Annotated in this window: 28 protein-coding genes and 1 other annotated feature; of the genes, 27 read left to right on the top strand and 1 reads right to left on the bottom strand. The window is 43.1% G+C overall.

Features of this window, described 5'->3' with window-relative positions; translation table 11 throughout:
• Positions 1 to 4: 4 nt before the first annotated feature.
• From mreC to yajC, 26 genes are all read left to right on the top strand, one after another.
• Positions 5 to 886 carry a rod shape-determining protein MreC gene (gene mreC / locus LC036_RS13305; protein ID WP_226583375.1) on the top strand — a complete coding sequence of 294 codons (882 nt, stop codon included), beginning with the start codon at positions 5 to 7 and terminating at the stop codon, positions 884 to 886.
• Positions 883 to 1,410, top strand: coding sequence for a rod shape-determining protein MreD (mreD, locus tag LC036_RS13300; protein WP_226583372.1), 528 nt, complete (start codon positions 883 to 885; stop codon positions 1,408 to 1,410). Before mreC ends, mreD begins: the two co-directional genes overlap by 4 nt.
• Before the next feature lie 35 nt (positions 1,411 to 1,445).
• Positions 1,446 to 2,132: a septum site-determining protein MinC gene (gene minC / locus LC036_RS13295; protein WP_226583369.1), complete on the top strand. Its 687-nt coding sequence runs from the start codon at positions 1,446 to 1,448 to the stop codon at positions 2,130 to 2,132.
• On the top strand, positions 2,125 to 2,922 hold the full coding sequence (minD, locus tag LC036_RS13290; protein WP_226583367.1) for a septum site-determining protein MinD: 798 nt from the start codon (positions 2,125 to 2,127) through the stop codon (positions 2,920 to 2,922). Before minC ends, minD begins: the two co-directional genes overlap by 8 nt.
• Positions 2,923 to 3,131: 209 nt before the next feature.
• The gene (locus tag LC036_RS13285) at positions 3,132 to 3,896 is read left to right on the top strand and encodes a peptidoglycan DD-metalloendopeptidase family protein (protein WP_226583366.1); all 765 of its coding nucleotides are present in this window, start codon (positions 3,132 to 3,134) and stop codon (positions 3,894 to 3,896) included.
• Positions 3,883 to 4,740, top strand: coding sequence for a site-2 protease family protein (locus LC036_RS13280; RefSeq protein ID WP_226583365.1), 858 nt, complete (start codon positions 3,883 to 3,885; stop codon positions 4,738 to 4,740). The genes LC036_RS13285 and LC036_RS13280 overlap by 14 nt, the downstream gene beginning before the upstream one ends.
• An 11-nt stretch (positions 4,741 to 4,751) precedes the next feature.
• Positions 4,752 to 6,185 (top strand): ribonuclease E/G, encoded by a 1,434-nt coding sequence (locus LC036_RS13275; RefSeq protein ID WP_226583364.1) that lies wholly within the window; start codon positions 4,752 to 4,754, stop codon positions 6,183 to 6,185.
• A 36-nt stretch (positions 6,186 to 6,221) separates the two neighbouring features.
• Positions 6,222 to 6,294 (top strand) — a sequence feature (ribosomal protein L21 leader region).
• 13 nt (positions 6,295 to 6,307) lie between these two features.
• Complete coding sequence (rplU, locus tag LC036_RS13270) at positions 6,308 to 6,616, top strand: 50S ribosomal protein L21 (protein ID WP_226583362.1); 309 nt, start codon at positions 6,308 to 6,310, stop codon at positions 6,614 to 6,616.
• A gap of 12 nt (positions 6,617 to 6,628) precedes the next feature.
• Positions 6,629 to 6,958, top strand: coding sequence for a ribosomal-processing cysteine protease Prp (locus tag LC036_RS13265; protein ID WP_226583360.1), 330 nt, complete (start codon positions 6,629 to 6,631; stop codon positions 6,956 to 6,958).
• 14 nt (positions 6,959 to 6,972) lie between these two features.
• Positions 6,973 to 7,263, top strand: a complete 291-nt coding sequence (rpmA, locus tag LC036_RS13260; protein ID WP_181470524.1) for a 50S ribosomal protein L27 — start codon at positions 6,973 to 6,975, stop codon at positions 7,261 to 7,263.
• 155 nt (positions 7,264 to 7,418) lie between these two features.
• Positions 7,419 to 7,934 carry a Spo0B domain-containing protein gene (locus LC036_RS13255; protein WP_264188325.1) on the top strand — a complete coding sequence of 172 codons (516 nt, stop codon included), beginning with the start codon at positions 7,419 to 7,421 and terminating at the stop codon, positions 7,932 to 7,934.
• A 14-nt stretch (positions 7,935 to 7,948) separates the two neighbouring features.
• Entirely contained in the window at positions 7,949 to 9,232 is a 1,284-nt protein-coding gene (obgE, locus tag LC036_RS13250; protein WP_226583356.1) for a GTPase ObgE, read from the top strand.
• Positions 9,233 to 9,249: 17 nt separating this feature from the next.
• Complete coding sequence (locus LC036_RS13245) at positions 9,250 to 9,699, top strand: ACT domain-containing protein (RefSeq protein ID WP_226583354.1); 450 nt, start codon at positions 9,250 to 9,252, stop codon at positions 9,697 to 9,699.
• A 14-nt stretch (positions 9,700 to 9,713) separates the two neighbouring features.
• The gene (pheA, locus tag LC036_RS13240) at positions 9,714 to 10,589 is read left to right on the top strand and encodes a prephenate dehydratase (RefSeq protein WP_226583351.1); all 876 of its coding nucleotides are present in this window, start codon (positions 9,714 to 9,716) and stop codon (positions 10,587 to 10,589) included.
• A 170-nt stretch (positions 10,590 to 10,759) separates the two neighbouring features.
• A complete protein-coding gene (gene safA / locus LC036_RS18570; protein WP_319004469.1) occupies positions 10,760 to 11,722 on the top strand; it encodes a SafA/ExsA family spore coat assembly protein in 963 nt (320 codons plus the stop codon).
• Positions 11,712 to 12,671, top strand: a complete 960-nt coding sequence (locus LC036_RS13230) for a phosphotransferase (protein WP_226583348.1) — start codon at positions 11,712 to 11,714, stop codon at positions 12,669 to 12,671. Before safA ends, LC036_RS13230 begins: the two co-directional genes overlap by 11 nt.
• 35 nt (positions 12,672 to 12,706) lie before the next feature.
• Complete coding sequence (gene nadE, locus LC036_RS13225; RefSeq protein ID WP_226583345.1) at positions 12,707 to 13,444, top strand: NAD(+) synthase; 738 nt, start codon at positions 12,707 to 12,709, stop codon at positions 13,442 to 13,444.
• Positions 13,445 to 13,514: 70 nt separating this feature from the next.
• The gene (locus tag LC036_RS13220; protein WP_226583343.1) at positions 13,515 to 14,075 is read left to right on the top strand and encodes a YhcN/YlaJ family sporulation lipoprotein; all 561 of its coding nucleotides are present in this window, start codon (positions 13,515 to 13,517) and stop codon (positions 14,073 to 14,075) included.
• An 80-nt stretch (positions 14,076 to 14,155) separates the two neighbouring features.
• The gene (locus LC036_RS13215; RefSeq protein ID WP_226583340.1) at positions 14,156 to 14,908 is read left to right on the top strand and encodes a YebC/PmpR family DNA-binding transcriptional regulator; all 753 of its coding nucleotides are present in this window, start codon (positions 14,156 to 14,158) and stop codon (positions 14,906 to 14,908) included.
• Between the two features lie 79 nt (positions 14,909 to 14,987).
• Positions 14,988 to 15,560 (top strand): BofC C-terminal domain-containing protein, encoded by a 573-nt coding sequence (locus LC036_RS13210; RefSeq protein WP_226583337.1) that lies wholly within the window; start codon positions 14,988 to 14,990, stop codon positions 15,558 to 15,560.
• A 141-nt stretch (positions 15,561 to 15,701) separates the two neighbouring features.
• Positions 15,702 to 16,319 (top strand): Holliday junction branch migration protein RuvA, encoded by a 618-nt coding sequence (gene ruvA, locus LC036_RS13205; RefSeq protein WP_226583335.1) that lies wholly within the window; start codon positions 15,702 to 15,704, stop codon positions 16,317 to 16,319.
• A gap of 19 nt (positions 16,320 to 16,338) precedes the next feature.
• A complete protein-coding gene (gene ruvB, locus LC036_RS13200; protein WP_226583333.1) occupies positions 16,339 to 17,340 on the top strand; it encodes a Holliday junction branch migration DNA helicase RuvB in 1,002 nt (333 codons plus the stop codon).
• A complete protein-coding gene (locus tag LC036_RS13195; protein ID WP_226583331.1) occupies positions 17,337 to 17,534 on the top strand; it encodes a DUF2905 domain-containing protein in 198 nt (65 codons plus the stop codon). Before ruvB ends, LC036_RS13195 begins: the two co-directional genes overlap by 4 nt.
• A 105-nt stretch (positions 17,535 to 17,639) precedes the next feature.
• Positions 17,640 to 18,665, top strand: coding sequence for a tRNA preQ1(34) S-adenosylmethionine ribosyltransferase-isomerase QueA (gene queA, locus LC036_RS13190; RefSeq protein ID WP_226583329.1), 1,026 nt, complete (start codon positions 17,640 to 17,642; stop codon positions 18,663 to 18,665).
• Positions 18,666 to 18,699: 34 nt separating this feature from the next.
• Complete coding sequence (tgt, locus tag LC036_RS13185) at positions 18,700 to 19,836, top strand: tRNA guanosine(34) transglycosylase Tgt (protein WP_226583327.1); 1,137 nt, start codon at positions 18,700 to 18,702, stop codon at positions 19,834 to 19,836.
• 15 nt (positions 19,837 to 19,851) lie between these two features.
• Positions 19,852 to 20,112, top strand: coding sequence for a preprotein translocase subunit YajC (gene yajC / locus LC036_RS13180; protein WP_226583324.1), 261 nt, complete (start codon positions 19,852 to 19,854; stop codon positions 20,110 to 20,112).
• Positions 20,113 to 20,165: 53 nt separating this feature from the next.
• Here yajC and LC036_RS13175 read toward each other — a convergent pair whose 3' ends face one another.
• The gene (locus tag LC036_RS13175) at positions 20,166 to 20,549 is read right to left on the bottom strand and encodes a TIGR04086 family membrane protein (protein WP_226583321.1); all 384 of its coding nucleotides are present in this window, start codon (positions 20,547 to 20,549) and stop codon (positions 20,166 to 20,168) included.
• 126 nt (positions 20,550 to 20,675) lie between these two features.
• On the opposite strand from LC036_RS13175, the gene LC036_RS13170 reads away from it, so the two are divergent.
• A complete protein-coding gene (locus LC036_RS13170) occupies positions 20,676 to 21,962 on the top strand; it encodes an ArsB/NhaD family transporter (RefSeq protein ID WP_226583319.1) in 1,287 nt (428 codons plus the stop codon).
• The last annotated feature ends 30 nt before the right edge of the window (positions 21,963 to 21,992 follow it).

Genomic DNA, 21,992 nt, shown 5'->3' with positions numbered 1-21,992 from the left:
AATTATGCCTTCTTTATTTCGACGAAAAAGACTGATGGTTGTGTTAGTAGGGTTTATCGTGCTTGTTGCACTAATTGGCTTTTCGATCCGGGACCGGGATTCGTTAAGTACTCCAGAGAAATTTTTACAGGATTCAATCGGTTGGATGCAGACGGTCTTCCATAAACCGGTCAGTCTTGTGGATAATACGATAGAAAATATTAAGGACATGTTTGAGGTTTATGAACAAAATCAGGTCTTGAAGGCGCGCTTGTCAGAGTACAAGGGAGTTATTCAAGATAATCAGCGGTTAGAAAGTGAAATAGAAGAGCTGCAGAACACGCTGGGTAAAACGGAAGGACTCAGTGATTATTCTCCTATTCAGGCAACAGTCATCGCCAGAAGTTCAGACCGATGGTTTGAGCAGATGACCATTAATAAAGGAGAAGAGCACGGCGTTGAAAAAGACATGGCTGTGATGACGAGTGACGGTCTTGTCGGTAAGATTAAATCAGCCGGTGCTTTTCATTCTACTGTGCAGCTCCTCAGCGGTTTCGACCGTTCCAACAAAATTTCCTCCTGGGTTATCCGGGAAGATAAGGATGAAGCTTTTGGTCTGATTGAAGGTTACGATGACGAGACAGGCCGGCTCCTTCTAGAAGGAATTAAACTGGATGAAGAGCTCAAGTCTGGTGACACGGTTATATCTTCTGGATTAGGCGGCGTTTTTCCCAGTAATCTAAGAATTGGTACAGTGGAAGAAGTCGTAAATGATCAGTATGGTTTGACTAAGACAGCTTATGTAGAGCCTTTTGCAGACTTTTTTGATATTAATCACGTCATGGTTGTAGATCGAACGGCGGAAACCGTTGATACACAGACGGAGGCGGAGGGCGATGAAACATGAGTCGATACATCATTGCTCTTATTTGTCTGTTTTTACTCGTAATGCAGGGTATGGCTATGAGCATGCTGCCTGCGAAGCTGGTTTACTCTGATTTGTTAATGACCCCTCACTGGATTTTTATCTTTTTATTAATCATTGCTATCTTTTATGACAAAGACGATACGTATCATGCCGTTTGGTATGGACTTGTTTTCGGATTATTAATTGATGTGGTTTATACAGGGGTTCTTGGCGTATATATGGTGACTTATACACTCGTGATCTATCTTGTTCATGGATTAAACAAGTGGGTACACGCAAACTTCATCGCCGCATCGCTGCTTGCAATTATCGGGGTGCTTCTGACGGACACCATATTGTATGTCATCTATTCTTTTGTTCAGATTACTTCCATGACATGGGGGGACTATCTGTTGTTACGATTACTGCCTACACTGGCAGCAAATATGATTTTTTTCATCCTCCTATATCCTTTAGTGAAAGAGCGCGTCTACTTTTGGTCGGAGGAAGTCAAAAATGCCTAAAGGTTGTTAATGTCTAAAGTCTGAGGTGAAAGCCTATGGTTGGAAATGGTCAGAGGATTATGATAAAAGGTACAAGAGATGGCTTGACGCTGCAGTTGGACGATCAGTGTTCTTTTGAAACTCTTCTCAGGGAATTACGTGAAAAGCTGTCCATGAGCGGGATTACGGAAGAACAGCCTATGATTCGAGTCAACATTCAGCTTGGAAAGCGGTACTTGGATGAAGATAAGAAAGAAGAACTTTCTGCTGTTGTAAGAGAAAAACAGAAACTTGTAGTCGATAGTATCGAATCAGAGGTTCTGACAAAGCAGGAAGCTCTTAATTGGAAGGAAAATACTGAGATTACACCAGTTGCAAGAACGATCCGCTCCGGCCAATTGGTCGAAGTTAAAGGTGATTTGCTGCTTATCGGAGATGTGAATCCAGGCGGGCAGGTAAAAGCAACAGGTAATGTTTTCATTATGGGTAGCCTGAGAGGGATTGCTCATGCCGGTTTTGAGGGAGATCAGAGTGCGGTGATTGCTGCTTCTTATATGCAGCCGAGCCAATTAAGAATTGCTGATCAATTAAGCCGATCCCCGGACTATGATTCTGAAGGTGTGTATATGGAATGCGGATTTATAGATGATCAGCTTGAAAAGATCCGCATCGATCGATTACAGGAAGTAGTAAAGAAAAGACCGGATCTTGTGAGTTTTGAAAGGAGAATGATCAATGGGTGAAGCGATTGTAATTACCTCCGGAAAGGGAGGGGTTGGAAAGACGACAACTACTGCCAATCTGGGGACCGCTTTGGCCTTACAGGACAAAAAGGTTTGTCTTGTTGACACGGATATCGGTCTTAGGAATTTAGATGTAGTTATGGGACTTGAAAACCGGATTATTTATGACATTGTAGACGTGGTAAATGAGCGGTGTAAAACAAAGCAGGCGTTAATTACGGACAAACGATTTGAGTGTCTCCATTTACTGCCTGCAGCCCAGACGTCAGACAAGTCAGAAGTGACACCTGAAGGCGTTAAAGCAATTGTTGATGAATTAAAGCAGGACTATGACTATATTGTTATTGACTGTCCAGCCGGTATTGAACAAGGGTACAAAAATGCGGTAGCGGGAGCCGATAAGGCCATTGTCGTGACAACACCTGAAAAAGCCAGTGTGCGTGATGCTGACCGGATCATCGGCCTGCTTGAACAAGAAGACATGGAGTCCCCGAAGTTGGTCATCAATCGTATCAGAAACCATATGATGAAAAATGGTGATATGCTCGATGTTGATGAAATTGTTAATGTGCTGTCGATAGATCTGCTGGGAATCGTCATTGATGATGATGCCGTTATAAAAGCATCCAACAGCGGAGAACCTGTGGTTATGAAGCCGAACTCTAAAGCCTCTCTTGCTTATCGCAATATTGCCAGGAGAATTTTAGGGGAGACCGTTCCGCTTTTGAACCTTGAAGAAGACAAAGGGGTGCTGGCGAAAGTTAAACGCTTTTTTGGAATGCGGACATAATAATTGTGAAAGAACCTGTCTAATTATAGGCAGGTTCTTTTTTATGCAGAGTGTTGTGTTCCTGCAATCAGCATAAAAGAAACCCTGTTTGGTTCTCATGGGACACAGGTTGTGCTTTTAAGAAAACGATTGATTAGGAAAAAAATAATAAATCAGCTCCTTGTCCCATAGAATGATAGAAGAAGATGGGAAGAGAGAGGGGATCAGCGGTGAAGAAAAACATAGGGGACATTCGTAAAAATATAGCAGACAGAAAGAAGAAGAAAATGGTGGGGAGAAGTTCCAATCCTACGCCAAGATTTATGCCTCCCCAGGATGAAGAAATGCATGGATATCCTCCTGTAGTCACGGGCTATGGGAAAAAAGAAATGGAACGTCAAGTGTCTACGCGGACAAGCTGGTTGGGCTGGCAGGTATTCTTTGCTGCTTTGTTATTTGCCGTCGTGGCTTTAGGCCAAAATACAGAAACGGCTCTCTTTAAAAAACCAGGTGAATGGGCCGTTAGTCAGATGGGAGAAGATTTTCCATTTGCGAAGGCAACAGCGTGGTATAGTGAGCGGTTCGGTGACCCTTTACAAGTCATCCAGCCGGAAACAGAACAGAATGAGGAGCCGCTTGCTATGCCTGTGAATGGTACAGTGACTACTCCTTTCCAAAATGATGGGAAGGGAATTATCCTTACAACAGAGAGTGATTCTCAAGTGAAAGCTGTAAGGGAAGGAACCGTGATTTTTGCAGGCAATGACCCGGATACCGGGAAAACAGTCGTCCTTCAGCATGAGGATGGTACGGAAACGACCTACGGAATGTTATCAAGTATTGATGTTTACCTATACGAAAATGTTCAAACACAGGCGGGCCTGGGTTCGGTTAAGGCAGAAGAGGGGCAGTCGGCTGAATTTTTCTTCGCAATTGAAAAAGACGATACCTACTTAGACCCTGTACAGGTCATAAAAGTGAATGAAGGTTCTTAAATTTAAAGACCATATTCATATTCACCCTCTTTTCTTTTTACTTGCTTTATCCGCTTTTTTTACAGGTGCCATTTATGAATTTATTGTTTTGTTCGCCATTGTATTTATTCATGAGCTGGGTCATTTTCTTGCTGCTAAATTTCACGGGTGGAGAATTGAACGAATGGAAATCTGGCTGTTTGGAGGGGCTGTTGTTAGTGAGGAACATAATACCCGCCCCTTCATTGAACAGGTAAAGGTCATACTTGCGGGCCCTTTGCAGCATATCTGGATTTTCTTTCTTCTGCTTACTCTACAGGCAGAATTGGGAGAGCATCCGCTTCTGACAACAGCTTTTTTCTATAACCAGCTTATTTTATTTTTTAACCTACTTCCAATTTGGCCCTTGGACGGAGGGAAGTTAATTTTCTATTTGACTAATCAGTGGCTGCCGTTTCGGAGAAGTTTATTACTGACGTTATTCCTGTCTTTTACTCTGATGGCCGGAGCTGGAATCTGGTTATTTATAGAAGGACGCTGGACGTTAGCCGCCATTTTGTTAACGGCGTTTTTACTGATTGAAAATGTATTGGAATGGAAACGTCGTTCCTATACGCAAATGAGGTATCTACTTTACTGCGCATATCAAAACCGTTTCCAGCTTAAAACGAAGTATGTAAAAGTGGATCCTGAGACGTGCGTGAAAGATCTATTGAAAAATATCCGGGCCAATCGCCATCATATGTATGTATTGAAACAATCCCCTCATTTTTATATAGTAGATGAACAAGAATGTCTTCACGCTTTTTTTGAGAAAAAGCAGGCGCATATGAAAATAAAAGACATTCCAAAAATCGCTTTATAAAGAGGGGTCAGATGAGAAAGCTGGTAATACATACAAAAACATCAGAAAAGACGGGTCTGGTTTTGGAGCAAGGAAATATTCAGGAATATGTGATCGACAGACCCGGAGTGAAGACGCTCACGGGTTCTATTTTTTGGGCGAAAGTTGTGCGGATTGATAAGGGTCTGCAGGCTGCTTTTGTAGATATTGGTGGAAATCAGCATGCTTTTTTAAGGAAAGAAACCATTCCTTGGTGTAAAGATACGATAGAGTCAGCAGTTAAAATAGGAGAGATGATTTACGTACAGATTATAAAAGAGCCTGTCGGTCATAAAGGGGCTCAAGTAACAGCAGATATAACTCTTCCAGGCCTTTATTGTGTATATCAGCCATTTGGAGGTGAAGTATCTGTATCAAGAAAACTGGGCAGTGAAGCAAGAGAGAACGTACAAGTATTTATGAAGACACTTCTTCATGAACAGGAAGGTGCAATCGTTCGTACAGCTGCAGAAGAAGCGGGGGATTCCCAATTAAAAGAAGAATTAATCCTTCTTCAAGAAACATGGGAGATGATTCAAAGAGAAAGAAAGAAAAAACCTGCCATCGTTTGGAGTGAACCTCTTCTGCCTGATCAATTCATTCGAAAGTTTCCAGTGTCCACCATAGAGGATATCGTTATTGATGATGCACAGGTGGCGAGAGATGTTAAGCGGCGCTTTCCTTCTCTGTCCGGTTGTATTCAGTGGGATAAAGAGGTCTCTAAGCACTTGCCGGTTTCTGTTTCCTCGCTGCAGGAACAATTAGCAAGTCCAAAAGTAGAGCTCGAAAATGGAGTGGAGCTTGTCATTGAACAGACGGAAGCGATGACGGTCATTGATGTCAACAGTCATCGTTTTCAGGGCGGCCAGTTTTCACAGTCCCAGGCGTTTAAGGTAAATCAGTCAGCGGCTGTGGAAATACAAAGGCAGATCCGACTTAGGAATCTTTCTGGAATTATCATTATTGATTTCATTAATATTAAGGATCCAGAAAAAGAAAAACAGCTGGTATCTGATTGGCGGCGTCTGCTGAGGAAAGACCCTGTTCAAACGACCGTTCTTGGTATGACACGTTTAGGTTTTTTGGAAATGACACGCAAAAGGGAAGGGGTAAGCCCGCTTTATAACCTTACTCAAAAACAACCGCCCGTATGGTCAGTGGAGACGAGTGTGTTCCGTTTAGAGAGAGAATTAATGGAACGTTCCCACGGTATCCATTCGGAAGCAGTGTTGGTGGCTGTTCACCCAGCCGTTGCTGATTTAAAAAAACAATTGCTTTCCTCTCCGATTTCTAGTAAAATTCCACAGGAGCTGTTTGTTAGGAAGGATCCTGATGTTCTGGACTATCAAATAGAGCTTGAAGGGTCTTTAGACATGATCCGGGAAGCTGTTCAGCGCCGCGGATATCATGTTGACAACTTGTTTTGATCTGTGGTAACATTGTTTTGTTATTCTAGTAGCACTCCGTTGCTACAACCGCGCAGAACAGGTTTTTAAACCGATTTCCGGTACCTGAATGGCGAGTCTGAGTATATTGAGGAGGTGCAGATATGTACGCAATTATTGAAACTGGTGGTAAACAGGTGAAAGTAGAAAAAGGCCAGGAAATCTACGTAGAGAAAATGGACGTAGAAGCTGGTGAGACTGTCACTCTTGACAAAGTTCTTTTCGTAGGTGGAGACAACACGAAAGTGGGAGCTCCTTACGTTGATGGTGCTTCTGTTACGGCTAAAGTTGAAAAACAAGGCCTTCAGAAGAAATTGACTGTCTTCAAATACAAGCCTAAAAAGAACTACAAGCGCAAACAAGGTCACCGTCAGCCGTACACGAAACTTGTCGTTGAAGAAATCAACGCGTAAGGTTCGTCTCGGATGATACGAGTATCGATGTTTCGCTCACATGGAGAGATTACAGGTTTTGAAATATCCGGACATGCAGAGAGTGGACCTTACGGACATGATCTTGTATGTGCAGCTGTTTCAGCTGTATCGTTCGGTGCCGTCAATTCTATTGTAGCCCTTTGTGAATTCGAACCTCATGTCGAGCAGGGTGGTGAAGGTGGATACCTTAAAGTCATCTTGCCTAAGGATCTTAAGGATTCAGTAATGACAAAAGCTCAAACGCTTTTGGAAGGCATGCAGGTGTCATTAAAAACAATTGAGCAAGAATACGATCAATATATTAAAATATCCCAACGATAAGGAGGTGAAGACTCATGCTACGTCTTGATTTGCAGTTTTTCGCCCAGAAGAAGGGTGTAGGTAGTACAAAGAACGGCCGTGACTCTGAGTCCAAGCGTCTTGGAGCTAAACGTGCAGACGGACAACAAGCATCTGCTGGTTCAATTCTTTACCGTCAACGCGGTACAAAAGTTTACCCTGGTGCGAACGTTGGCCGTGGTGGAGATGACACATTGTTTGCGAAAGTTGACGGTGTTGTTAAATTCGAGCGTTACGGACGTAACCGTAAAAAAGTCAGCGTTTATCCTGTAGCACAGGAAGCGTAAACGAATATCTTCGTTTAGATGAAAGCCGCGCTTATGCAGAAGCAAAGCGCGGCTTTTCTATATTCATTGCCTTAAGATTCAAGGAAGAGTTTTTGGTTTTCCTTGAATCTTTGCTATACTTTTTATTATTATGGGTGAACGAGGGGGCTGAAATGATGGAAGAAAAAGAAATCATTGCGCTGCTCAGACATAAGCGTCATGACTGGATGAATCAAATTCAACTGCTCCAAGGTTACGCTTCGCTTGGGAAACAGGACCGGCTGCTTCAACAAATGGAAGAAGTAAAAGAAGAGGCCGAAGAAGAACGGAAGTTGTTGAATAGTGACGCTGATCATTTTTCACTTTGGCTGATAACCTTCAATTGGATACATAAGACTTATCGACTGAAGTACTTCCTAACCCAACAAATTGATTTATCCCGTCATGACCAACAGTTGATTGCTTATGCAACACGCATGCTTGAAATTATGGATGACCACATAGAAAAAGACGAACTCTACGAATGTAAACTCACCATTTATGTGGGAGCACAGGAAACGGTAGGCCTGAGCTGGGAGTGGGAAGGCCCTTTCCATACCTCTGAGGCACTGATAGAGAAGCTGAATAATGAAGGATTTATTGCAACAATATTTGAAAGAAAAGAACTTTCCGTCGAAATGACGATGGAATGAAGAGGTGAATAGACATGTTTGTCGATCAGGTGAAAGTATTTGTAAAAGGCGGCGACGGCGGGAATGGTCTTGTAGCATACCGTCGTGAAAAATATGTACCGATGGGCGGCCCGGCAGGCGGCGACGGTGGTAATGGCGGCGACGTCATTTTTGAAGTGGATGAGGGATTAAACACGCTTATGGACTTCCGGTATCAGCACCATTTTAAAGGGGCAAGAGGTCAAAATGGAATGAACCAGAAACAGCATGGAAAGAATTCAGAGCCTCTTGTTGTCAGTGTACCACCGGGAACAACGGTGAAAGAAGCAGAAACTGATAAAGTTATCGCTGACTTGACTGAACATAAGCAGCGCGCGGTCATAGCTAAGGGCGGACGCGGAGGAAGAGGGAACGCTCGATTTGCCAACGCTCGTAATCCTGCGCCGGAAATTGCTGAGAACGGCGAACCAGGTGAAGAGTTGGATGTAGTTGTTGAACTCAAGCTTTTAGCGGACGTGGGACTGGTCGGATTCCCAAGTGTAGGAAAATCCACTTTCTTATCTGTAGTCACTTCTGCAAAACCTAAGATTGCTGATTACCACTTCACTACACTTTCTCCAAATTTAGGTGTAGTAGAAAGTCAGGATCATCGGAGTTTTGTCATGGCTGACTTACCTGGATTGATAGAAGGGGCGCACGAAGGGATAGGTCTTGGTCATCAGTTCCTGCGTCACGTTGAGCGGACGCGTCTGCTTCTTCACGTCATTGATATGTCAGGCATGGAGGGGCGTGATCCTTATGAAGACTACGTTACGATTAATAATGAACTCTCTTCATACGATCAACGCCTTGAAAACCGCCCGCAGATCGTAGTGGCTAATAAGATGGATATGCCGGAATCGCAGCAGCACCTTGAACAGTTCAAAGAAAAGCTTGGGGATAAGGATATAGAGATTTATCCGATTTCCACGGTGACAAGAGATGGTCTGGATGAGCTGCTTTATGCCGTCGCTGACCGTTTAGATGAAATTCCGAAACAGGAAGAACAAGTGGAAGAAGTTGACGAGCGTGTTGTTTACAAGTTTGAGAAAGAGGAAGCGCCATTTAAGATTACTCGTTCCGATGACGGAGCCTATGTATTATATGGCGAGAAAATTGAGTCTCTGTTTAAAAGAACCGACTTCTCTCGTGATCAGTCCGTTAACCGTTTCGCCCGTCAGATGCGCACCATGGGTGTTGACGAAGCGCTTAGAAAGCGTGGAGCTAAAGATGGGGATACAGTAAGACTGCTTGATTATGAATTTGAGTTTGTCGATTAACGAAGGGAGGTCTCTTTATGGCGGATTATAATGAGAAGTTTTATTTAGTCCGTAGTGATATCCTTCCAGAAGCAATGATGAAAACGATAGAAGCAAAGGAATTACTCGAGCGGGGCAAGGTGGAATCGATCTTTGAAGCCGTTCAACAGGTAGGACTGTCCCGGAGCGCTTTTTATAAATACAGAGACGCGGTCTTTCCTTTTCAGGCAATGGTTAAGGAGCAGATGATTACATTGTTTTTTCACCTGGAAGACAGAAGTGGTACATTGTCTAATTTATTGATGACAGTGGCAGAATCCGGCTGCAATGTCTTGACGATTCACCAGACCATTCCGCTTCAGGGAAAAGCAAATGTAACTCTTTCTTTAAATACCTCTGGGATGAAGGGGAGTATAGAGAGATTATTACAACGTCTACACAAATTAGATTTTATTGATCGTGTAGAAATTCTAAGTTCGGGAGCTTAATTGGAGGGGAAATGATGTCGGAACAACGGATTGGATACCTGGGGCCAAGGGGCACGTTTACAAAAATGGCAGTAGATGCTTTATTTGACGGGGGAACTTTTGTAAGTTATGACAGTATCCCTGCTTGTTTGGATGCTGTAGAAGAAGGTGTGATCAGTACGGCTGTCGTACCACTTGAAAATGCGATTGAAGGTTCAGTTCATTTAACGATTGATTACCTGGCCCATCAAGTAAAACAATCCATCATAGCTGAACTTACGGTGCCAATTAAACAGCACCTGCTTGTTCATCCTGATGGTAAGGGGCAGGAAATCAAAAAAGTTTATTCTCATAGTCACGCCATAGCCCAATGTCATCAATACCTGCATAAGTATTATCCGGATGCTGAGATAGAGTATACAGCATCAACTGGAAAAGCAGCAGAGCTGGTTGCAGCAGAAGGACCGGGTGTAGCTGCAATTGGAAACCACCTGGCAGCTGAGGAGAATGGACTGCATATTATGGATACAAACATTCATGATTATGATAACAATCACACTCGCTTTGCAGTGGTTCAACGAACACCTCAAACGCTGAAAGTGAAAGACCATCCTATAAGTAAGCATAAGACGACCGTTATGGTTACGCTCCCGAAGGATTATGTCGGAGCCCTGCACCAAGTTCTTGCTGCCTTTGCCTGGCGCAAAATGAACTTATCTAAAATCGAATCCAGACCGATGAAAACCGGTCTTGGCAACTACTTTTTCCTGATAGACGTAGATCAACCTTATGATCAGGTGCTGTTTCCAGGTGTACAGGCGGAGCTTGAAGCGCTTGGATGTCAGTTGAAGGTGATGGGGACATACCCTAGTTACCAAATTGACATTCCGACTCCTGTTCAGAAACCATAATATCTCAACCCCCTGACCCCTTATGAATAATGGGTTTCAGGGGGTTGTTTATATTTTATCAAAAATTATTGTAGGCTTTTTCATCAATCTTTTGGCTTGTGTTGCATAGAGTGTTATGAAGCTATTATTGTCTTATTGTTTCTTAGAATCACAGGAAGGGAGTTGCAGATGTGAGAATTCACATTGTACAAAAGGGAGATACACTCTGGAACATTGCTAAGAAATATGGGGTCGACTTTGAACAGTTAAAATCTGTGAATACCCAGCTTTCCAATCCTGATATGATTATGCCGGGTATGAAGATCAAAGTCCCTCAGGGAACAAAACAGGTCAAAAAAGAGGCACCTAAACAACAAGCGCCCGCGCCAGCACCGGCACCTAAGAAAGAGATGCCGAAACCGATTCCCAAAATAAAAGAAGATGAGAAAAAGCCTGTAACCAAAGGTGTTATGGAAAAACCGATGCAGCCAATGCAGCCTATAAATATGAACATGCCGATTTCAATGCCGAGTATTGATCAGCAGATGCAGAATTATTATACGACCTTTCACCTGCCCCAAATGCCTGTGCCGCAGCAGGAAGAGTCACCAGAATCACAGGAATCACCGGCAGAAGAAGTGAAAGGCGAGCAGTACCAACCCATGCAGCAGCCTTACTGTCCTCCTATGCAGCCTCAGCTCGTCCATACTGATTTCTATTGCTGTCCGCCTCATCCAGTTATGATGCCGATGAACATGCCGATGCAATATCCGATGCAGCAGCCCATGCAACAGCCCATGCAGCAGCCAATGATGTGGGGGGATGATGACGATTCAGGTGATGAGATGGTCCAAGGCGTTCAAGCCGGGGGAGATTGTGGATGTGGAAGCAATCAGCAAAAACCTCAGCCTTATGGACCAATGATGGGTTATGGAGGACCTCACGGCTATCACCATCCATGGCAGCAAATGCCGTACGGAGGTATGCAGCAGCCAATGGGATGGGGGCAGCAGCCTAACAACCCGCAGATGGGATGGGGGCAGCAGCCCGGCTGGGGTCAATCGTATCCTCAAATGGGACCGTGGAATCCACAGCAGATGGGACCCCAGGGGTATCAACAGCCTTGGAGGGACGATGACTTAGATGAAAGCTGAACACAGGAAGGGCGATTCATATTCGGATCGCCTTTTTCATTGGCTGAAGAGTGAAGAAGGTCTGCCTATAGAATATGAACGCACGATTAAGCCGAAAGTGTACCGTGTGATCTATCAAGGTGAACCGTTCATTTTAAAAGGATACCGAAGGGTTCATATCATTCAACAGCAAATTGAATTTTTTGAGCACTGGAACTATGCAGAAAAAGTTGCTGCAAGGCCCGTACCTTTTTACCAAGGGAAATATACCGTTGGAAAGCTTGGGTGTGATTGGGTTCTTTTTGAAAGAATAGAGGGCAGGCATGCGGATTTCGATAGTCACCGGGATCGGAAGAGTGCGGTCCGCATTCTTCATCACTTCCATCGTACGACAAAGGGGATTGCTGTTTTGTCTATACCTAAAGACCCTCTCTACGTAAAATGGGAGCGACGGCTGGCGCAGTTTGAAGATACCAAAGATGTTTTTACTGATTTTGGCAGGCGTGCATTGTTTCAGGAACTTACGATTTGTATGAACAAACAGTTGGAGCAGTTTAAAGGTTATCCATGGGGAGAAATTGAAGAGAAAGCATGGGAGAATCACGAATGGCTGCATGGAGATGTGGCTCACCACAACTTTATGGTTGGAACAGATAAGCAAATGAAGTTGATTGATTTTGATTTGCTTCATACGGGCCCGCGTGTATATGACCACATTCAGCTCGCTCAACGATTTCTTCCTTATGTGGAGTTACAAAGATCAACGCTGATTCAGTATTTTCCACATGTGGAAGACCGGGAAATCTGGTGGAAGGGTGTGCTTGTCCCGGCGGATCTCCTGAGAGAATGGTTATATGGATACAGGCAGTGTATGAGGGAAGAAGCTAGTATAGCCCGTCATATGCGGAAGCTAGAAAAAGCTTGGGAAAACCGGAAGAAATTTGTCCGATACGCTGAACATATGCTATGATTAGATATCATATGTGTGAAAGGATGAACGATCCGGTGGAACAAAAAGTAGAAGAAATAGTATCATGGCTTCAGCAGAAAGTAGAAGAAGCCAATGTAGAAGGACTGCTGGTCGGTGTCAGTGGTGGAATTGATTCGGCAGTAGTAGCCAACCTAATTAAAAAAGCCTTTCCGGAAAACTCTTTGGGTGTAATTATGCCTTGTAAAAGCCAATCCGAAGATCAAGAGCATGCTGAAAGTGTTGTAGAAGCCTGCCAGCTGCCTGTAATGACCGTGGATTTATCTGAGACGCATAATGTCATGTTTTCGACCATTAAAAAGCAGTTGGAAGAAGCCGATGCATTGAATGAAGATCAAGTGCAGTTAGCGGATGCCAACTTAAGAGCCCGTCTTAGAATGAGCACATTATATACCATAGCCACAAACCATAAATACCTCGTTGTCGGTACAGATAATGCCGCAGAGTGGTACACAGGTTACTTTACCAAATTTGGTGATGGCGGCGTTGATCTTGTACCAATATCCAACCTGACTAAAGGCGAGGTCAAAGAGATGGCCGAATACCTTGGAGTGCCTGATCAAATTATCCATAAGCAGCCAAGTGCAGGCCTTTGGGAAGGTCAAACGGACGAAAATGAAATGGGCACAAGCTATGCTATGATTGATCGTCATCTTAAGGGAGAAGAGATTCCTGAAGAGGACCGAAAGATTATTGAAGCGTTACACAAACGCTCGGCTCATAAGCGTGAAATGCCTCCGGCACCCCCTCAATAACACTGGCGAATATTAACAGACTAAAACATTCTTCTTGAACCCATAGTAAGGGTAAAAGGAGAATGTTTTTATGTGGAAATCTATTGCAACCATTGCCTGCCTCAGCCTGTTGTTGATTGGCTGCGGGACAGATGAAACCGAGAAGGCCGCTGAACCTGATGAACGTGGGGATGTTTATGAACCAATAAGTTATGGGAATGAAGGCGGCATCGAGAGGCGCGGTCAAATTCCTACGGGGAAAGACAGTTACTTTAAACGAACAGCTGAGAAAGAGTTTAGAGATGCTAAATACAATGCAACCAACCGTTCTCACGATAATGATTTTAATAATGAAGATGCTATGGCTGTTGTTGAGAAGGTCCACGAACTAAAAGAAGTAACAATGGCTCAGGCCTATTCTACAGATGATTATATGTATGTAGCTGTTATGATCAACCCTTATGACCGCAGAGACCAAAACATCCCTAAAAAGATTGAGGATAAAGTGAAGGAGATCACTGATAAAAAGGTTACCATTTATACCAATAACAACAATTGGGATCATATGAAAGATATGAATGCACGTCTGAAATCTTCAAAAGCTCCAGATAAGGTGAAAGAACGGATACGTCATTTCTTTAATCAGGAGTAAAAGCATCAGCTTTCAAGTCTGACGGGGATTATGGTATATTATTTAGAGAAAAAGATTTGTCTGGGAGAGGAGAATGTCCAATGGCTGGCCATTCAAAATGGAGTAATATTAAGCATCGTAAAGGTGCTCAAGATGCTAAACGGGGAAAACTCTTTATGAAACTTGCCCGTGAAATCTTCATGGCAGCTAAACAAGGCGGGGGCGACTTAGAGATGAATCCTGCGCTTCGTTTAGCAGTAGATAAAGCAAGATCCAATAACATGCCAAAAGATAATATCGATCGAGCGATTAAGAAAGCGACCGGAGATCTTGATGGCGTAAACTATGAAGAATATACCTACGAAGGATACGGTCCGGGCGGTGTAGCCGTTATGGTGAAAGTACTGACAGATAATAAGAACCGTACCGCTGCAGATGTTCGTCATGCGTTTAATAAAAATGAAGGCAACCTTGGCGAAAATGGTTGTGTTTCCTTTATGTTTAACCGATTAGGGTACTTGGTCATTGACCGCTCCACTACGGATGCAGATGAAGAAGATGTCATGCTTGAGGCTATTGAAGCTGGAGCAGAAGAAATGGAGACATCAGAGGATCGTTTTGAAATCTATACAGAACCTGAGACGTTCTCGGATGTGAAAGATTCTCTTAAGTCCAATGGCTATGAAATTACAACCAGTGAAATTACTATGATTCCTGAGACGTACACAGAACTCGGGGAAGAGGGCGTTGAAAAAATGCTCAAACTCATTGATATGCTGGAAGATAACGACGACGTACAAGAAGTCTATCACAACCTGGACGCTGATGAGTCTGTACTTGAAAAGTTATCGTAATTCCCTTTTTCTATGATAATAACTTCTGTTTCTGGACACACTAGAAACAGAAGTTATTTTAGTTAAGGGGGATTCTGTGATGAGACGAAGGATTTGGGTGCTTGGCGTCATTCTCGGTATTGCTTTAATGTATTGGCCATACTCTATTTACACGTCCACGAATCCAGTTCAGGAAAATGCTTCTCAACGTGAGATACAAGCGAAAGAAACCAGTAATTCTAAAGCATTAGAGACGCTCGTGAAGCCTGAACCTTTAAAACTTACAGTGATCTTGAAAGAGCATTATATAGATGGAGTAACTGAGACAACAAAAAAAGAAGAAACGATTTGGTCTATGATGGATTTCTGGTCTTCGTATGAAGGTTGGATGATCGAAGAACAAAATCTGGACCGCATTGTATTCCAAAGACAAGTAGAAGATATATCACCTCTAACCAAGCAGCAAGGGTATTTTGGATTGACAGAAGATGGGGAACTGGCTGTTTTTCAAGGTATCCCAAACGAGGGAAAGGTAATCGAATCGTTTAAACCAATTCCTATCAAGCCGTTGGAGTCTAAAAGGATAAATGAGCTTGAGAATGGAATTAAAATTAGAGATTATCGTCACTTTGAGCAAGTCGTTCATCAATACTCGGATGAAACGGAAGTGTGAATATAAAACAGCCACAATTTCTCCTGTGGCTGTTTTATTCCTGTTTATAAAGAGGTTGACGGCTGTGTGTCCATAGGCGAACGTGTGCTTGTATGTTACAATGGAAGGGTTAAGATTAAAGGGTAGAGAGGGTTTCGAATCATGATCAGTTATGTAAAAGGTCAAGTAACAACACTAGATGAAGGATCGATTATCATAGAAACGAATGGCATTGGTTATGAAATACTGTGCGCAAATCCATTCCATTTTCAAGAACACATAAACAATGAAGTGAAAGTACATACATACCATTACATCCGGGAAGATATTCAGTCTTTATATGGATTTAAAAAGAAGGAAGATAAACAGCTATTTGCCCAGTTATTAAATGTTTCAGGCATTGGTCCAAAAGGTGCACTTGCTATTTTAGGAACAGTCAGTGTACCCGAATTTGTTTCAGCCATTGAACAGGAAGATGATAAGTATTTGACTAAGTTTCCTGGAGTTGGGAAAAAAACGGCTCGACAGATGATTCTGGACTTGAAAGGTAAGCTCATTGTCTGGCTGCCGGATGAAGAAAATGAAAACACGATTTTCTATCAGGAAGGTTTGAGTTCAAAAGAAAAACGAGAACGTCTGGACGATGCTATTGAAGCATTAAAAGCACTAGGATATACCGAAAAAGAAGTAAAACGGGTTCGTGCTGAATTAGAGAAAACGAAACAAGGCAGCGTGGATGACTACGTACGTCAAGGTCTCCAAATGCTCATGAAGTCTTAAGAGAAGAGGAGGAATACTTGTGGAGGATCGTATGATTTCAGGAGAACAACAGGAGGTCGATCAGGATATTGAACTCAGCCTGAGACCCGAGAGGCTGAGTCAATATATTGGTCAGGATCAAGTGAAAAATAACCTTCGTATTTTTATAGAAGCAGCAAAAATGAGGAACGAACCACTGGATCATGCGTTACTTTACGGACCACCAGGCCTTGGTAAAACCACTTTAGCTTCTATCATTGCTAATGAAATGGGGGTCCAGTTCCGCACGACGGCAGGCCCGGCCATTGAGCGGGCAGGAGATTTAGCCGCTATTCTATCTTCTTTGGAACCGGGGGATGTTCTTTTCATCGACGAAATTCACCGCCTTCCAAGGTCTGTGGAAGAAGTGCTCTACCCTGCTATGGAGGATTTTTGTTTAGATATCGTCGTTGGTACAGGTCCGAGCGCCCGGTCTGTACGATTGGATCTGCCTCCTTTTACGCTTGTGGGAGCGACAACTCGAGCTGGGTTGCTTTCTGCACCGCTCCGGGACCGTTTTGGTGTCCACAGTCGGTTGGAGTATTATGATACGAAGGCGCTCTGTTCAATCGTTGAAAGAACTGCAGAAATTTTTTCTGTCGACATTGATTATGAAGCTGCGGTGGAGGTGGCGCGCAGGTCCAGGGGAACACCAAGGATTGCCAATCGTTTATTAAAAAGGGTGCGTGACATCGCCCAGGTAAAAGGGGAGGATGTCATTTCGAAAGAAACAACTCAGGAGGCTCTTCAAATGCTTCAGGTTGATGCGGAAGGACTTGACTTTATTGACCATAAACTTTTGAAAGGGATTATGGACAGTTTTCAAGGAGGGCCGGTCGGGTTGGATACGATTGCTGCAACGATCGGTGAGGAATCACAAACCATTGAGGATGTCTATGAGCCTTTCTTATTACAAATTGGTTATATTCAGCGGACACCTCGTGGAAGGGTCGTTACACCGAAAGCGTATGCTCATTTTAACAGGGAGGTGCCTGGCTCTTGACGGGGTTTGGCAAAATCTTTATTGTAATAGGGATTGTGTTTATTGTAATAGGACTTTTATGGAGCATATTTGGGAAATTACCTGGTGATATCAGCTTTAAAAAGGGCAATGTGACTTTCTTTTTCCCAATAATGACTTCTATCATAGCAAGTATTGTCCTGTCTGTGATCTTTTACTTGATTCGGAAGTTTTAGTAGAACAGTTGATCAATGAAAAAGTGAAGTTTACAAAATTGTTGTTTACGCCTGCTGTCAGGCAGGTTCAATTATTGATAATTACAGGAAGAATAGGGGATTCATATGGATATTAAGCAGTATGATTTTGAGCTGCCGGAAGAATTGATTGCACAAGTGCCGTTGGAAGATCGTTCTTCTTCTCGTCTTATGGTATGCGATCGTAAGGCAGAAACAATAGAACATCGACGTTTTTCTCAAATTACCGATTACTTAGAAAGTGGAGATTGTCTCGTCTTGAATGACACACGGGTTCTGCCGGCCCGCTTATACGGGTCTAAAGAAGAGACCGGCGGGAAAGTGGAAGTCCTGCTGCTTCATCAGACAGAAGAAGATGAATGGGAAGTTCTTGTTAAACCCGCAAAGAAAATAAAGCTTGGAACCAATATTGTCTTCGGTGACGGTCAACTCGTCGCGGAATGCACAGAAGTCCAGGAACATGGAGGAAGGAAAGTGAAATTCCGTTACGAAGGAATTTTTCTTGAAGTATTGGAGTCCTTAGGAGAAATGCCTCTTCCACCTTATATTAAGGAGCAGCTGCCTGATCGGGAAAGGTATCAAACCGTTTATGCAAAAGAAGAAGGTTCAGCTGCTGCCCCTACCGCAGGACTACATTTTACAAAGTCTCTTTTGGAGGAGCTGCAGGAAAAGGGTGTAGAAATTGCTTACCTGACTCTTCATGTTGGACTGGGCACATTCCGTCCGGTAAGTGTGGATGATATTGAGAACCATGATATGCATGCAGAGTTCTACCGATTGAACGCGGAAACGGCAGGACGATTGAATGCTGTCCGTGAGCGTGGTGGACGGATTATTTCTGTGGGAACAACTTCTACACGGACGCTTGAGACCATTATCCGTGATCATGGCACATTTAAAGAAGCCAGCGGCTGGACAGACATTTTCATATATCCACCTCAAACGCTGAAAGCCATTGACGGGTTAATTACGAACTTTCACTTACCAAAATCGACACTGATAATGCTGGTCAGTGCTTTTGCTGGTCGTGATTTTATCATGCAGGCCTATCATCAGGCTGTAGAAGAAAGGTATCGCTTTTTCAGTTTTGGGGATGCGATGTTCATTAAATGATCGGAATGATCAACAGTAAGAAAGGGAAGAAATCATGGCAATCACATACGAATTAATAAAAACATGTAAACAGACGGGTGCACGCTTAGGAAAAGTGCATACACCTCACGGCTCATTCGAGACTCCTATGTTTATGCCTGTAGGCACATTAGCGACAGTAAAAACAATGAGCCCTGAAGAACTAGAACGAATGGGCGCTCAGATTATTCTCTCTAATACCTACCACCTATGGTTACGCCCAGGAGAAGATATTATTGAAGAAGCTGGTGGTCTTCATAAGTTCATGAACTGGAACGGATCCATCCTTACAGACTCCGGTGGTTTTCAAGTTTTCAGTTTGAGTGATTTGAGACAAATTGAAGAAGAAGGCGTTCACTTCCGTAACCATATCAGCGGAGAAAAGCTTTTCCTATCACCGGAAAAAGCAATGCGCATCCAAAACTCTCTCGGCCCGGATATTATGATGGCTTTTGATGAATGCCCACCTTATCCTGCCGAACATAAATATATGAAGGACTCGGTTGAGAGAACAAGCCGATGGGCTGAACGTTGTCTTGAAGCTCACCAGCGTCCCCATGATCAAGGACTGTTCGGAATTATCCAGGGGGGAGAATACGAAGATCTTCGTCGTCAAAGCGCCAGAGATTTAACCTCTATGGATTTCCCGGGGTACGCTATTGGCGGTTTATCCGTTGGGGAACCAAAGGACGTCATGAATCGTGTTCTTGATTTCACTACACCACTTCTGCCATCTGAAAAACCGCGTTACCTGATGGGAGTAGGATCACCGGACTCTCTCATTGATGGAAGTATTCGCGGCGTTGATATGTTTGACTGTGTCTTACCAACAAGGATTGCAAGGAACGGTACACTTATGACATCTGAGGGAAGACTCGTCGTTCGTAATGCGAAGTTTGCCCGCGATTTCCGTCCGATTGATGAGAATTGCGATTGTCACACCTGCCGCAATTACAGCCGTGCTTATATCCGTCACCTTGTGAAATCAAATGAAACGTTCGGTTTTAGATTAACGACTTATCATAATCTTTATTTTCTGTTAAACTTAATGAGGCAAGTGCGTGAAGCCATTAGAGAAGATCGACTCGGTGATTTTAGAGAAGAATTCTTTGAGCAGTATGGTTTCAATAAACCGAACGCAAAGAACTTTTAGAAAGGGGGAAAATAAATGGATACATTAGTAGGGTTACTGCCAATTATTCTAATGTTTGTCATTTTCTATTTCCTATTGATCCGACCACAGCAAAAGAAACAGAAGCAGGTACAACAAATGCAGTCGGACTTGCAAAAAGGAGATAGAATAATAACTATTGGAGGTATGCATGGTACAATTCATGCTATTGATGAAGGTTCACTTGTGATCTCTGTACAAGATGGGACACAAATGAAATTCGATCGTTCCTCTATTCGTGAGAAGATTAATGACTAATAATGAACCAATCCCGCTACTTCTTAGTAGCGGGATTTTACGTATAGACAGGTTTAACGCTTGGCGGTCTTCCTGGGCAGGTTTACTCCAATCATGCCTCCTAACCAGGCAGCAAGAATAAGTCCTCCAAAATAGCTGAGCTGAGGCAGACTAACCATGGAATTCTCAAAAATCATTTGGAATAAAGCCATGGCACTTACAAAAATTAAACCGGTCATTCCTCCTGCCAGCCATCCTTTTTGCTCTCCTTTATAAGCAGCGAGTGCCCCGCCGAATGCGAGAATACTAATACCGAAAATTAAGGCCATCTGATTAAGTGTCTCATATTCAATTCCTGTAAACTTAAGCAGCATTGCTAAAACCCCGGCAAAAACAATCATTAGAATGAAAATAGAGCCAACCCCGTAACCGAGTACCCCTTGTAACAACTTCTTCATCTCAACCCTCCTCGAGAATTAGCTTGTCAATTACACTATATGCACGAATTCTATAAAGATAGAAGCAGATATTTTCCCTTAGTAATGAATAAGTATTAATAAAGTCCGTATAAAAGGGGAAGATCTATGTCAACTGTACTTGCGTTACTCATATTTGTGGCTAGTTACGTACTGATCATGACTGAGAAATTGAATAGAGCACTGGTGGCCATTGCAGGTGGCGTTCTTCTATTAATGACGAAAGTATATGAGTGGGAACAAGCTTTTGGGTTTATTGACTGGGAGACGGTAGCTCTTTTATTTTCAATGATGGTTCTTGTATCCATCACTAAAAAAACGGGAATCTTTACATTTGCGGCTATACGTCTGGCACAAATGGTACAAGGCAGGCCCGTACCGCTACTTGTCGTAACGGCTCTATTTACAGCTGTAGGCTCAGCCTTCTTAGATAATGTCACAACAGTCCTTCTTTTTGTACCTGTTCTTTTGTCGCTTGTTGAGAGGTTAAACCTGCCAGCTTTTCCTTATTTAATTACGACGATTTTCAGCTCGAACATCGGAGGTACTGCTACGTTAATTGGAGATCCGCCAAATATCATGATTGGACAGGCGGTTGATCATTTCAGCTTCGTTTCTTTTTTATACCATCTGGGCCCGGTGGTCGCGATAATTTTTATTGTTGTTTTGGGAGCAATTCTGCTTCTTTTTAGAAAAAAGTTAACCTACGATCATGAGTTAGCGAGGAACCTTATGGAAATGGATGCAAAGGAGCATCTGAAAGTAACGCGACTTCTTTTTCAGTCCATTTCTGTCATGATTCTTACGATCGTGGGCTTTATGATGCACCCATTTATCCATATGGATATTACAACGATTGCTGTAAGTGGAGCCCTTCTGCTGCTTTTTCTCTCTGAAAAGGAACTTGAAGTTGAGCATGTTTTTCAAGAGGTGGAATGGGTGACACTGTTCTTCTTTATGGGACTGTTTATGCTGGTTGGAGGACTTGAGACGGTGGGAGTCATAGATGAATTGGCAAGAGGGATGGTGTGGATTTCCGGAGGAGATCTCCCTGTAACTTCAATGGTGATGCTTTGGAGTGCTGGAATATTATCTGGAGTTGTCGATAACATTCCGTTTGTAGCAGCCATGATTCCTGTTGTCCATGAATTAAAAGGGTATGGAATGATGAATGTTGACCCTGTCTGGTGGGCACTGGCTTTAGGTGCCTGCCTGGGTGGAAATGGAACACTAGTTGGCGCGTCAGCCAACGTAGTAGTTGCTGGTCTTGCAGCCAGTCATCAAAAGCCGATTCCTTTTCTAAAGTTTTCTTTGTACGGTATTCCGGTATTAATCCTGTCATTGATCATTTCATCCATCTATATATGGTTCCGTTATCTGCTTCCTTTTCTTTAATAATTCATAAAAAATAGGTGATGTTAACAA

This window comes from Halobacillus litoralis, from assembly GCF_020524025.1.
Lineage (GTDB): Bacteria > Bacillota > Bacilli > Bacillales > Halobacillaceae > Halobacillus > Halobacillus litoralis_D.
Note: the sequence above shows the minus strand (reverse complement) of the source record. Positions and strands in the feature narration are given on the sequence as shown.

What these genes read in the sequence shown, in the direction of transcription:
- minC (WP_226583369.1), top strand. Translation starts at nt 1,446, where the DNA reads ATGGTTGGAAATGGTCAGAGGATTATGATAAAAGGTACAAGAGATGGC.
- LC036_RS13275 (WP_226583364.1), top strand. Translation starts at nt 4,752, where the DNA reads ATGAGAAAGCTGGTAATACATACAAAAACATCAGAAAAGACGGGTCTG.
- rpmA (WP_181470524.1), top strand. Translation starts at nt 6,973, where the DNA reads ATGCTACGTCTTGATTTGCAGTTTTTCGCCCAGAAGAAGGGTGTAGGT.
- LC036_RS13255 (WP_264188325.1), top strand. Translation starts at nt 7,419, where the DNA reads ATGGAAGAAAAAGAAATCATTGCGCTGCTCAGACATAAGCGTCATGAC.
- rplU (WP_226583362.1), top strand. Translation starts at nt 6,308, where the DNA reads ATGTACGCAATTATTGAAACTGGTGGTAAACAGGTGAAAGTAGAAAAA.
- mreD (WP_226583372.1), top strand. Translation starts at nt 883, where the DNA reads ATGAGTCGATACATCATTGCTCTTATTTGTCTGTTTTTACTCGTAATG.
- pheA (WP_226583351.1), top strand. Translation starts at nt 9,714, where the DNA reads ATGTCGGAACAACGGATTGGATACCTGGGGCCAAGGGGCACGTTTACA.
- ruvA (WP_226583335.1), top strand. Translation starts at nt 15,702, where the DNA reads ATGATCAGTTATGTAAAAGGTCAAGTAACAACACTAGATGAAGGATCG.
- LC036_RS13210 (WP_226583337.1), top strand. Translation starts at nt 14,988, where the DNA reads ATGAGACGAAGGATTTGGGTGCTTGGCGTCATTCTCGGTATTGCTTTA.
- LC036_RS13220 (WP_226583343.1), top strand. Translation starts at nt 13,515, where the DNA reads ATGTGGAAATCTATTGCAACCATTGCCTGCCTCAGCCTGTTGTTGATT.
- queA (WP_226583329.1), top strand. Translation starts at nt 17,640, where the DNA reads ATGGATATTAAGCAGTATGATTTTGAGCTGCCGGAAGAATTGATTGCA.
- minD (WP_226583367.1), top strand. Translation starts at nt 2,125, where the DNA reads ATGGGTGAAGCGATTGTAATTACCTCCGGAAAGGGAGGGGTTGGAAAG.
- LC036_RS13230 (WP_226583348.1), top strand. Translation starts at nt 11,712, where the DNA reads ATGAAAGCTGAACACAGGAAGGGCGATTCATATTCGGATCGCCTTTTT.
- LC036_RS13245 (WP_226583354.1), top strand. Translation starts at nt 9,250, where the DNA reads ATGGCGGATTATAATGAGAAGTTTTATTTAGTCCGTAGTGATATCCTT.
- LC036_RS13265 (WP_226583360.1), top strand. Translation starts at nt 6,629, where the DNA reads ATGATACGAGTATCGATGTTTCGCTCACATGGAGAGATTACAGGTTTT.
- obgE (WP_226583356.1), top strand. Translation starts at nt 7,949, where the DNA reads ATGTTTGTCGATCAGGTGAAAGTATTTGTAAAAGGCGGCGACGGCGGG.
- LC036_RS13215 (WP_226583340.1), top strand. Translation starts at nt 14,156, where the DNA reads ATGGCTGGCCATTCAAAATGGAGTAATATTAAGCATCGTAAAGGTGCT.
- LC036_RS13170 (WP_226583319.1), top strand. Translation starts at nt 20,676, where the DNA reads ATGTCAACTGTACTTGCGTTACTCATATTTGTGGCTAGTTACGTACTG.
- yajC (WP_226583324.1), top strand. Translation starts at nt 19,852, where the DNA reads ATGGATACATTAGTAGGGTTACTGCCAATTATTCTAATGTTTGTCATT.
- tgt (WP_226583327.1), top strand. Translation starts at nt 18,700, where the DNA reads ATGGCAATCACATACGAATTAATAAAAACATGTAAACAGACGGGTGCA.
- LC036_RS13280 (WP_226583365.1), top strand. Translation starts at nt 3,883, where the DNA reads ATGAAGGTTCTTAAATTTAAAGACCATATTCATATTCACCCTCTTTTC.
- mreC (WP_226583375.1), top strand. Translation starts at nt 5, where the DNA reads ATGCCTTCTTTATTTCGACGAAAAAGACTGATGGTTGTGTTAGTAGGG.
- LC036_RS13175 (WP_226583321.1), bottom strand. Translation starts at nt 20,549, where the DNA reads ATGAAGAAGTTGTTACAAGGGGTACTCGGTTACGGGGTTGGCTCTATT.